Origin of the sequence: Nocardia sp. NPDC058244 (assembly GCF_042882065.1) — a bacterium.
Lineage (GTDB): Bacteria > Actinomycetota > Actinomycetes > Mycobacteriales > Mycobacteriaceae > Nocardia.
Map to the genome: position 1 here is coordinate 597907 of NZ_JBHVWX010000002.1, position 11410 is coordinate 609316.

Annotated in this window: 9 protein-coding genes; 8 read left to right on the top strand and 1 reads right to left on the bottom strand. The window is 70.2% G+C overall.

Features of this window, described 5'->3' with window-relative positions; all coding sequences use genetic code 11:
- The first annotated feature begins 14 nt into the window (after positions 1–14).
- The 3 genes from ACFVW6_RS09025 (at position 15) to ACFVW6_RS09035 (ending at position 4364) form a co-directional block, all read left to right on the top strand.
- Entirely contained in the window at positions 15–1442 is a 1428-nt protein-coding gene (locus ACFVW6_RS09025; protein WP_355284789.1) for an FAD-binding oxidoreductase, read from the top strand.
- On the top strand, positions 1439–2218 hold the full coding sequence (locus ACFVW6_RS09030) for a decaprenylphospho-beta-D-erythro-pentofuranosid-2-ulose 2-reductase (RefSeq protein ID WP_357345809.1): 780 nt from the start codon (positions 1439–1441) through the stop codon (positions 2216–2218). Before ACFVW6_RS09025 ends, ACFVW6_RS09030 begins: the two co-directional genes overlap by 4 nt.
- 175 nt (positions 2219–2393) lie before the next feature.
- Positions 2394–4364 carry a galactan 5-O-arabinofuranosyltransferase gene (locus ACFVW6_RS09035; protein WP_378825685.1) on the top strand — a complete coding sequence of 657 codons (1971 nt, stop codon included), beginning with the start codon at positions 2394–2396 and terminating at the stop codon, positions 4362–4364.
- Positions 4365–4475: 111 nt separating this feature from the next.
- On the opposite strand, the gene ACFVW6_RS09040 is transcribed toward ACFVW6_RS09035, so the two are convergent.
- Entirely contained in the window at positions 4476–5105 is a 630-nt protein-coding gene (locus ACFVW6_RS09040; protein WP_378824783.1) for a TIGR03086 family metal-binding protein, read from the bottom strand.
- A gap of 94 nt (positions 5106–5199) precedes the next feature.
- Here ACFVW6_RS09040 and ACFVW6_RS09045 point away from each other — a divergent pair, with 94 nt between their 5' ends.
- The 5 genes from ACFVW6_RS09045 to ACFVW6_RS09065 all read left to right on the top strand — a co-directional run bounded on the left by ACFVW6_RS09045 (position 5200) and on the right by ACFVW6_RS09065 (position 11280).
- Positions 5200–6153, top strand: coding sequence for a helix-turn-helix transcriptional regulator (locus ACFVW6_RS09045; protein ID WP_378824781.1), 954 nt, complete (start codon positions 5200–5202; stop codon positions 6151–6153).
- Between the two features lie 178 nt (positions 6154–6331).
- Positions 6332–6874, top strand: coding sequence for a hypothetical protein (locus ACFVW6_RS09050; protein WP_357345799.1), 543 nt, complete (start codon positions 6332–6334; stop codon positions 6872–6874).
- A gap of 214 nt (positions 6875–7088) precedes the next feature.
- Complete coding sequence (locus ACFVW6_RS09055; protein ID WP_357345797.1) at positions 7089–7601, top strand: hypothetical protein; 513 nt, start codon at positions 7089–7091, stop codon at positions 7599–7601.
- A 95-nt stretch (positions 7602–7696) separates the two neighbouring features.
- A complete protein-coding gene (locus ACFVW6_RS09060; protein WP_378825683.1) occupies positions 7697–10966 on the top strand; it encodes an arabinosyltransferase domain-containing protein in 3270 nt (1089 codons plus the stop codon).
- 152 nt (positions 10967–11118) lie between these two features.
- Positions 11119–11280, top strand: coding sequence for a hypothetical protein (locus ACFVW6_RS09065; protein ID WP_218721237.1), 162 nt, complete (start codon positions 11119–11121; stop codon positions 11278–11280).
- The last annotated feature ends 130 nt before the right edge of the window (positions 11281–11410 follow it).

Below are 11410 nucleotides of genomic sequence, written 5' to 3' on the forward strand. Positions count from 1 at the left end.
TAGCCTCTTAGCCGATGTCCGAGAACATTCCGACCGCCACCGGCGAGGCGTTTGCGCTGCCTACGCGCACTCGCAAGCTCACCGGATGGGGTCGCACCGCACCCACCTCCGCCGAAGTGCTCTCGACCAGCGATCCCGAGTTGATCGTCAAGGCCGTGAGCATGGTCGCCGAGGACAACGACTCCAAGCCGGCGCACCTGCGACGCGGCGTGATCGCGCGTGGCCTCGGCCGCTCCTACGGGGACAACTCGCAGAACGCGGGCGGCCTCGTGATCGACATGCCCGCGCTGAACAAGATCCACCGCATCGACGCCGCGACCCGTCTGGTCGACGTCGACGGCGGTGTCGATCTCGATCAGCTGATGAAGGCGGCGCTGCCGTTCGGCCTGTGGGTGCCCGTCCTACCCGGTACCAGGCAGGTCACCATCGGTGGCGCGATCGGTTCCGATATCCACGGCAAGAACCATCACAGCGCGGGCAGCTTCGGCAACCACGTGCGCTCGATGGATCTGCTGACCGCCGACGGCGTGGTCCGCACGATCACCGCCGAGTCCGACCCCGAGCTGTTCTGGGCGACCATCGGCGGCTGCGGCCTGACCGGCATCATCCTGCGCGCGACCATCGAGATGACGCCGACCGAGACGGCGTACTTCATCGCCGACGGCGACGTCACCGCCACCCTCGACGAGACCATCGCCTTCCACAGCGACGGCTCCGAGGGCGACTACGAGTACAGCTCGGCCTGGTTCGACGCCATCAGCCCGCTGCCCAAGCTGGGCCGCGCCGCCATCTCGCGCGGCAACCTGGCCAAGCTCGACCAGCTGCCGAAGAAGCTGCAGAAGGACCCGCTGCGGTTCAACGGCAAGACCTTCTTCACGCTGCCGGACGTGTTCCCCAACGGCCTGGCCAACAAGTACACCTTCGGCCCGATCGGCGAGGTCTGGTACCGCAAGTCGGGCACCTACCGGGGCAAGGTCCAGAATCTGACGCAGTTCTACCACCCGCTCGACATGCTGGGTGAGTGGAACCGCGGCTACGGCTCCAACGGCTTCCTGCAGTACCAGTTCGTGGTGCCGCCGGAGTCGGTCGAGGAGTTCAAGCGGATCATCATCGACATCCAGGGCTCCGGCTTCTATTCCTTCCTCAATGTGTTCAAGCTGTTCGGTCCGGGTAACCAGGCACCGTTGAGCTTCCCCATGGAGGGCTGGAACATCTGCGTCGACTTCCCGATCTCGCGCGGGCTCAACGAGTTCGTCAGCGATCTGGACCGGCGGGTGCTCGAGTTCGGCGGGCGGCTCTACACCGCCAAGGACTCGCGGACCAGCGCCGAGTCGTTCCACAAGATGTACCCGCGGATCGACGAGTGGATCAAGGTCCGCCGCAGCGTCGACCCGACCGGCGTGTTCATGTCCGATATGGCCAGGAGGCTGGAGCTCCAGTGATCAACGCAGTTGGCAACCCGCAGACCATCCTGCTGTTCGGCGGCACCTCCGAGATCGGTCTCGCGATCTGCGCCGAGTACCTGCGCAAGAGCCCGGCCCGGGTCGTGCTGGCCAACCTGCCCGGCGATCCGCTGCTCGAGGGCGCGGTCGCCACGCTGAAGGCGGCGGGCGCGACCCAGGTCGACGTCATCGACTTCGACGCGCTCGACACCGAGTCGCACCCGAAGGTCGTCGACCAGGCGTTCGCCGCGGGTGACGTCGACGTCGCGATCGTGGCGTTCGGTGTGCTCGGCGACGCCGAGGAGCTGTGGCAGAACCAGCGCAAGGCGGTCATGACCGTCGGCATCAACTACACCGCCGGTGTCTCGGTGGGCGTGCTGGTCGGCGACAAGTTCAAGGCGCAGGGCCACGGCCGGTTCATCGTGATGTCCTCGGTGGCGGGTGAGCGCGTGCGTCGCTCGAACTTCGTCTACGGCTCCACCAAGGCCGGCCTTGACGGCTTCTACCTCGGCCTCGGCGAGGCGCTGCGGCCGCACGGTCCGCGCGTCACCGTGGTGCGGCCGATGCAGGTGCGCACCTCGGCGACGAAGGCGCACTGGGAGGCCACCGGCTCCAAGGAAGCCCCGCTCACCGTCGATCCCGAGGATGTGGCCCGGCTCGCCGTCGCCGCCTCCGAGAAGGGCACCGAGATCGTCTGGGCGCCCGGCGAGGCCCGCTTCCTGATGTCGGCGCTGCGCCACGTGCCGCGCCCGATCTTCCGCAAGCTGCCGATCTGATCGACCGCTTGTCGCGTACTGCCGCATCGTCCTGTGACGGTGCGGCAGTTCGTGTTTCCGCAGGCGGGAACCCGTCCCGAGCGACCGGCCGCTTCGGCCTCCGCCGGTCCGCGCCGGCTCCACTAGGCTGACCCGGACCGTGAGAGCCGACACCGAGCCGGAGGGCAGCGCGCCGATGACGACCAACGACGAGGTGCGGCCGCTGCGCAGGATCGGGGCGGGGGTCGGCGAGGCCGCCGGGGCCGCCGCGGTGGCACTGGCCGTCGCCGTGGTCGGGCTCTTCGCGTTCTCGGCGGTGCAGTGGCCCGCGTTCAACTCCTCCAACGTGACCAAGGCGCTGACCACCGTCGGTCAGTTCGCCGCCCTCGCGCTGCTGGTCGTCGCGGTGCTGCTGATCCGGCTGCGCAAGTGGCCGGTGGTGGCGAAACTGGCATCCTGGATCGGTATTTCGGGCTTCGTCACCGTCACGCTCGGCATGCCGCTGGCCGCGACGAAGCTGTATCTGTTCGGTGTCTCGGTGGATCAGGAGTTCCGCACCGAGTACCTCACCCGGCTCACCGACAGCGCCGCGCTGCGGGACATGACCTATGTGGACATCCCGCCGTTCTATCCGGCCGGCTGGTTCTGGCTCGGCGGCCGGGTGGGCGACGTGCTCGGCATGGACGGCTGGGAAGTGTTCAAGCCGTACGCGATCGGGCTGCTCGCGATCGTCGCGGCGGTGGCCCTGGTGCTGTGGACCCAGTTGGTGCGCGCCGATCTCGCGGTGGGTGCCGCGACGGCCGTGACCGCGATGACGCTGGCCTACGCCTCGCCCGAGGCGTACGGGGCGGTGCTGGTGGTGTTCATCCCGCCGGTGCTCGTGCTGGCCTGGGGTGCGTTGCACCGGTCGTCGGGTGGTTGGGGCGCGGTCCTCGGCACCGGGCTGTTCCTCGGGGTGGCCGCCTGTTTCTACACGCTGTACCTGGCGATCGCGGCGTTCACCGTGGTACTGATGGCCGTCGTGGCGGCGGGTGTCGCGGTGTACACGCGGCGCGAAGACCTGCGTCCCCGGGTCGGCGGTCCGCGCGCGGTCGGCGGTCCGGCGCCGTGGCGGGCGGCGATCGCGCCGCTGACCAAGCTGGTCGCCATGGGCGCGGTCGCCGGGGCGCTCGCGCTGGTCGTGTGGGCGCCCTACCTGCTGAAGATGCTGTCGGGGGCGAAACTGCCGTCCGGCAACGCCTTCCACTATCTGCCCCAGTCGGGCGCCGAGCTGGCGTTCCCCATGCTGGAGTTCTCGCTGCGGGGTGCGCTGTGCCTGCTGGGGACGCTGTGGCTGGTGCTGCGGGCCGGTTCGTCGCGGCGGGCGCAGGCGCTGGGGCTCGGCGTGCTGGCGATCTACCTGTGGACGCTGCTGTCGATGGCGGCGACCGCGGCGGGGACGACGCTGCTGTCGTTCCGGCTGGAGCCGGTGCTGCTCGCGGTGCTCGCCGCGGCGGGCGTCTTCGGGTTCGTCGAACTCGCCGGGGTGATCTACCGGGGGCTGCACGAGCAGGCGCCGGTGCGGGTCGCGGCCGGGGTGCTCGCCGTGCTGGGCGCGCTGGCCTTCGCGCAGCACATCCCGACCGTGCTCACCCACGAGATCGATACCGCCTACACCGATACGGTGCCCACCGAGACGCCCAACGCCGAGGGCACTTTCGGCGAGCGGGCCGACAAGCGCAAGCCCTCGGCCGTGGCCTACTACCACGCGGTGGACGAAGCGCTGCTGGCCCAGACCGGCCGTCCCAGGGACGAATCCGTCGTCCTCACCGCCGACACCAGCTTCCTCGCCTTCTACCCCTACTTCGGCTTCCAGGCCCTCACCTCGCACTACGCGAACCCGCTGTCGGACTTCAAGGCCCGCGCCGCCACCATCGCCGCCTGGAGCAAGCTCGACTCGTCCCCCGCCCTCCTCGACGCGATGGCCACCGCCCCCTGGCGCGCCCCCGACGCCTTCCTCTTCCGCCGCGACGGCGACACCTACACCCTGCGCCTCGCCGAAGACGTCTACCCCAACGACCCGAACGTCAAGCGCTACACGGTCGCCTTCCCGAAGACCCTCTTCACCGACCCCGCCTTCACCACCACCGACATCGGCCCCTTCACCCTGATCACCGTCCGCCGCTGAGGACCACAGCCCGCCGTGCGCCTCGACGACCCGCGACCCACCGTGCGCCGCTGAGGCCCACGACCCGCCGTGCGTTTCGGCGACCCTGGATCTCCTCGACGCGCCCCGGGCTCAACCGGCGGTGCGGCCGAGGTAGTGGAGGAGGTCGTCGATCGGGCCGGTCGACGTGGTGACGACGACCGGGGCGTAGGCGCCCCACTGGCGCAGGGGTTCGACGATCTCGGCGTCGGTGCCGCTGCCGGGGGCCGGGTGGACGGTGCGCGCCGCGGTCAGTAGGTGGGTGGCCAGGTCGGCGGTGAGGGGGGACGGCTGGCCGGTGGCGACGGCGATGTCCCAGGCGTGGACGGCGGCGTCGAGCGCGGCCAGTGTGGCGGCGACCGGGGTGGGCAGATCGCCGTGCGGGAGCGGGGTGGGGACGGTCGCGGTGTCGTCGGCGACGGTGGACCAGGCGGCGGCGGTCTGCTCGACGGCCGCCTCGACCAGGGCGGCGGCGGAACCGTCGATGGTCCCGGAGGGGTCGAAGGGGTTGTAGCTCGGGCCGGGGCCTACCCCCAGCGCGGCGGCGTAGGCGAGCTGGTCGCCCGCCGCGTGCTGGACGACCTGGGTGACGGTCCATTCCGAGCACGGCGTCGGCAGGTCCCACTGGTCCGCGCCGACGCCGGCGACGACATCGCGCAGGGCCGCGTAGGAGGTGGCGACCACGTCGCGCCAGACGGTCTCGAGGGCTGCGGTGCTGTTCATGATGGAGCCTTCCTTCTCGGTGATGACTCCAGCCTAGAAACCTATTAGGCTCGTTTCTTTCCTAATTTCCGCACGACTTTCGACGAGGTGGGACATGGCCGCGACGACACCCCGCGTCCTGCGGCTGCTCGCCCTGCTCCAGGACCGCGCCTACACCGGACGCGAGCTCGCCGACCGCCTCGAGATCACCGAACGCACTGTCCGCAACGACATCTCGCGACTGCGCGAACTCGGCTACCCGGTGCACGCCGAACGCGGCGCGATCGGCGGCTACCGGCTCGGCCGCGGCGCCACCATGCCGCCACTGCTGCTCGACGACGACGAGGCGGTGGCCGTCGCGCTGTCCATCGCCGTGGCCGCCGACGGCGCGCTCGCCGTCTCCGACCTGGGCGACCAGCTCACCAGGGCGCTGCGCAAGATCGAGCAGATCCTGCCGAAACGATTGCAGCGCAAGGTCTCCGCACTGCACGACGCCACCGAGATCGGCCCGGCCACCACCGGCTCGCGCGAACCCGACGCTCCGGTCGCCGCGGGCATCCTCACCACCCTGGCCGACGCGGTCCGGCGCACCACCGCGGTCACCGTGGACGACGGCGTCGAACTGGAGCCCTACCGGCTGATCAACTGGCAGCGCCGCTGGTACCTGGTCGCCTACAGCATGCGCAGCCACGCCTGGGAAGCGATTCCGGCCGCGCGGATCACGACCGCCACCGCGGGCAGCCGGGTGTTCGCCCCGCGCAGGCTGCCCGACGACGACCTGGTCGCCTTCGTCATGCGCCACATCGCGACCACCGGCTGGCGGGTGCACGCCCGCGTCACCGTGCTCGCGCCGGCCGACACCGTCATCGCCCGGATCAACCCGGCCGTCGGGGTGGTGGAACCGGTCGACGCGCACACCTGCCTGCTGCACACCGGCGCGGACGCGATGGAGACGATCGCGATCTACCTGAGCATGCTGATGATGGATTTCCGCGTCGACGGCCCGCCCGAACTGGTGGCCCACCTGCGCACCCTGGCGCGTCGCTACACCGAGTCGACACCGCCGTGACCGGCCCGGCGGATCGTGTCCGTTCCGTGCCGCATCCCCCTGTCGAGGCCGCTCGACAGCACTACACTGACGGGTGCGGCACGGTCGCCGCCGGCGGGCGAGCACCACGGCGGATGGCGTTGGAATCTTCGATCCTGCACGTCACGGGTCTCGGCGACCCGCTACCGGAGGAGGACTTATGTCCGATCCGTTGCACACGAGGGTGTGCCTCACCGGCCTGAACTGCTCCTGCCCGAGCATCAGCGTCTTCGTGGTGCCCGAGCCGCTGGTTCGCGGCGGGCAGGTGCTGCACCTGCTCGAACAGGCGCCGGTCGCGGGACGAAGACCGGAACCGAAACCCGACACCGAACTGATCGAGCTGATCGAAGCCGTCCGCACGCCGCTGAGCACCCGCGGGCTCGCCCATCTCGAACGCGTCGCCTTCGCCGGCCCTCGGCACGATCCGCCGACCGCGCGCACCGTCCTGCACGACCATCTGATCGAGGAACCGGAGCCGTGGGGCCTGGACGTGGACGATCCGGCCGAGCTGGTCCGGCTGGAGATGCTGCCCGAGCACCGCATCGGCCCGCGCCGCATCGACGACTTCCAGGCGCATTCGGTGCGCCAGACGATGGCGGCGGTCTACCAGTACTTCGGGATCGATCAGCGCATACCGCTCGTCTATCACGGATTCGCGGACCCTCTCGACGGCTGGTTCGCGCTGCGCGCCGCGGCGGCCTGAACGCCCTGGTCAGGAGCACACAACCAACTGTTGTGTTGATCGACACCCGGTAGCTACTGGTATGCGGGAGCGCGATAGACCACAATATGTCCGGTCAGTGTCAACAAACCGCACGGTTCGTGTCGCGGTGCGGGTACGCTGCGAAATGTTGGATGTTCGGCCGACCGAAATCAGTTTTGGTAGTGCTGATCGGTACGGATGCAGAGGTATAGCTATGACGCTCAGCAGACCCGAGCGAATCGATCTCCTGCTCACCCGCCCGCACCGTCAGGAACCTGAACCGGCGCCGCGGGAAGAGCTGGCCACGCTCGGCGCGATCGAGCAGACGGTCGTCGACGCCGCGATCGCGATGCTCGCGCCGGGCCAGAAGTTCGCGCTGCTGTGGTCACTGCAGGTCGGCGAGCAGGCCGTGGCCGGCGTGCAGGTCAAGGAGCGCGACGGATCGGTCACCAACATGGTGCCGCCCGCCGAGGTGCTCGAGTACCTGATCGATCACAAGCGGATGTCCTACGACCCGGCCGTCGGCACCTGGCTCAGCGCCGAGATCTTCATCGCCGGGCCCACCCGCTACAAGGCCACCTTCGCCACCGGCACCGTCGCGGACTGGATGCCCGAGGTCTCCGAGGACGACCTGCGCGCCGAGTTCGACGCCTACCCGCGCCCCGCCGGCGAAATCCCCGATTGGGCCCGCACCCAGCTCGATTGGAGCAACCGCCGGACCGGCTGACCACCCGTTGTGCCGCGGCGCCGAGTCGCGCACAGGTTCGATGGCTAGCATCAACCCCCGTGCTGCGATCCGAACGAGCGTTCACCCGATACCGCATGGTCGCCCTCGTCTGTGGGCTCCTCGGTTTCGTGCTTGCCCTGCTGACGCCACTGCTGCCGGTGCGCCAGGACCGCGCGAGCCTGGACTGGCCACAGCCGGGCGCGACCAGCGTCGAGGCACCGCTCGTGTCGTATGTGCCGCAGCAGCTCGACGCGCAGCTGCCGTGCGCCATGCTGCGCGATCTCCCCGAGACCGGGACCACCACGCTGGTAGGCACCGTCCCGGCGGCCTCCGGCCAGACCTCGCGTGGCCTCACCGTCGCCGTGCGTGACGGCGTGCTCGGTGTGCAGGCGCGCGATGTGCCGATGCTCTCGGCACCGGTCGCCGAGATCGCGAACTGCGACCGGATCACCATCACCTCCACCATCGCGGCCACCACGGTCGAGTTCACCGGGGTGACGCGCCAGGACGGCAGCCCGTTCCGCAACACCGTCACCGTCGACAAGCGGCCCCAGATCGTCGGCGTCTTCACCGATCTCGACGCCACCGCGCTCACCGGTGCCCGCCTGCACGCCGACATCGATTCCCGCTTCACCTCGACGCCGACCACGCTGAAGCTGGTGACGATGATCGCCGCCGCGGTCTTCACCGTCCTCGCGCTGATCGCGCTGCACCTGCTCGACACCGCCGACGGGCGCCGCGCGCGCCGGTTCCTGCCGCGGCACTGGTGGCGGATCACGCCGACCGACGTCGTCGTGGTGGTGACGCTGCTCGGCTGGCATGTCATCGGCGCCAACACCTCCGACGACGGCTACATCCTGAACATGGCCCGCGCCTCCGGCCCGTCGGGCTACATGGCCAACTACTACCGCTGGTTCGGCGTCCCCGAGGCGCCGTTCGGCTGGTCCTACGAGCTGCTGGCCTGGATGACCAAGATCTCCGACGCCAGCCCCTGGATGCGCCTGCCCGCCCTCGCCGCGGGCCTGGTGTGCTGGGCCGTGATCAGCCGGGAAGTGCTGCCCCGCTTGGGCGCCCGGGTGCGCCGCGACAAGGTGGCGCTGTGGACGGCCGGGCTGGTGTTCCTGGCGTTCTGGCTGCCCTACGACAACGGCCTGCGCCCCGAGCCGCTGATCGCAGCGGGCGCGCTGCTCACCTGGTGCCTGATCGAGCGCGCCATCGCCACCGCCCGGCTGCTGCCCGCGGCGCTGGCGATCCTGGTCGCCGCCTTCTCGCTGGCCGCCGGTCCGACCGGATTGATCTGCATCGCCGCGCTCATCGCGGGGACCAGGCCGGTGCTGCAGATCATCGTCAAGCGGGCCCAGGGCCTGCTTCCGCGCCGGATCGCCGCCGACTCCCCCGCCGGCGAAGCCGCCACGAACAGCGAACGCCCCCGGCTGTCGCTGGGCACCAAGGTCTTCCGCTACCTCGCGCTGCTCGCTCCCGGCCTGGCGGCGGGCACCGTGGTCCTCATCGTCGTCTTCGCCGACCAGACCATGGCGACCGTCATGGAGGCCACCCGGGTCCGCACCCTCGTCGGCCCCAATGTCGCCTGGTTCGACGAGCGCACCCGCTGGGACTCGCTGTTCATGCTCTCCCCCGACGGCTCGCTGGCCCGGCGGTTCGGCGTGCTGGTGATGCTGCTGTGCCTGCTCGTGTGCGTCCTGCAGGTGCTGCGCAAGGGCCGTATCCCCGGCACCTCGCGCGGGCCGTCGGTACGCATCCTCGGCATCGTCTTCGGCGCGCTGCTACTGATGATGTGGACGCCGACCAAGTGGACCCACCACTTCGGCGTGTACGCCGGGCTGGCCGGGTCGCTGGCCGCGCTGGCCGCGGTCGCGGTGGGCGCCAACGGCATCCGCGCGCCACGCAACCGCGCGCTGTTCACCGCGGCGGTGCTGTTCCTGCTCGCGATGACGTTCACCGGGTCCAACGGGTGGTGGTACGTGTCCAGCTACGGCGTGCCGTTCTGGGACAAGGCGCCGCTGGTGGCGGGCAAGGGCATCTCGACGCTGTTCCTCGGGCTGGCCGTGCTGGCGCTGCTGGTCGCGCTGTACTTCCACCTGCGCGATCCGTACCGCACGCCGTCGAAGCCGAACCGGTTCGACCGCTTCGCCACCATGCCGCTGACCATCGCGGCCGCGCTGCTGGTGCTGTTCGAGGTGGCCTCGATGGCCAAGGGCGCGCTCACCCAGTACCCCGCCTACTCCATCGCCAAGTCGAACATCGAGTCGCTGGCCGGTGACACCTGCGGGCTCGCCAACGACGTGCTGGTGGAGGCGAACACCGCCGACTCGCTGCTCACCCCCTACACCGGCGCCCCCGCCGACGGGCTGAGCGCCGAATCGACCGGCTTCACCCCCAACGGCGTCGCCGCCGACCTCACCGCCGACGCCGACGAGACCGTGGTCGGCGGGGCCAACTCGGTCGACAAGGACTCCGCGAACAAGACCACCAACACCACCGGCGCGGGCACCGGCGGCGGGACGAGCACCGAATCCGGCATCAACGGCAGCACCGTCGCCCTGCCGTTCGGCCTCGATCCCGCGCGCACGCCCGTCCTGGGCTCCTACCAGGACGGTGTGCAGCAGCAGGCCAAGCTGACCTCGCAGTGGTACCGCCTCGATCTCGACGCGGTCCGCGACGACCCGGCCTACCAGGCGCTCATCGTCACCGCGGCCGGGCGCATCCGCTACGTCGACACCGACGGCGTCGTGCACTACGGCCAGGACCTGCGCCTGGAATACGGCACGCACGCCGCCGACGGCACCGTCGCGGCGACCGGATCGGTCGCGCCGATGGACATCGGCCCCGCGCCGTCCTGGCGCAATCTGCGGGTGCCGCTGGATCAGCTGCCCGCGGGCGTGAACGCGGTGCGCCTGGTCGCCGCCGACAACGACATCACCCAGAAGCAGTGGCTGGCCGTGACGCCGCCGCGGCTGCCGAAGCTGGCCACGCTGCAGTCGGTCGTCGGCGAGACCGACCCGGTGCTGCTGGACTGGCACGTCGGCCTGGCTTTCCCCTGCCAGCGCCCGTTCGACCACCACGACGGCGTCGCCGAGGCGCCGCAGTGGCGGATCCTGCCCGACCGGGTCGGCTCCGACGCGTCCAACGCCTGGCAGGACGACATCGGCGGTGGCCCGCTCGGGTGGACAGGATTGCTGCTGAAGGCCGAGACTGTCCCCACCTATCTCGATCACGACCTCGGCCGGGACTGGGGCGCACTGGAGCGCTTCACCCCCTACCAGCCCGCGCCGCCCGCCGACATCACGGTGACGGTCGTGAACCAGTCGGGGCGGGCGAAGGAGCCGGCGATCCGGGCGCAGTAGGGACTCCGGCAGCGGAAGGGCAGTGACCGGGGCGTATACGCGTGTACGGCGCGAAAATCGTAGCGGCCGTTAGCGTTTCGTGTACGTGAAACGCCTGTAAATGCCTGCCGAATGGCCTCCGCCTGCTGGTTTGAGCACGTACCCTGATGGGTATGACAGGAGCCTTCGATGACATGGATCTGCGAGATCTCGTCGAGCTGCTCAGCGACGACGAGAAAAAGGAACTACGACCGGCTGTGATGCGGGTGCTGGATAGATTGCCTTCGCAAGAGGTATTACGTCGCGACCTCAACCGTCGCATGCTCAACGTCTGACTCCTGCTACCCCGCCAACGACAGAAGGCGGGGGCCCCCCCCCGGGGGGGGGCCCCCGCGAAAGATTTTGGGGGGGGGGGTAAACCCCCACCGCGGCCCGCCGCGGCCGCCCCCCCCGGGGGGGCGGGGC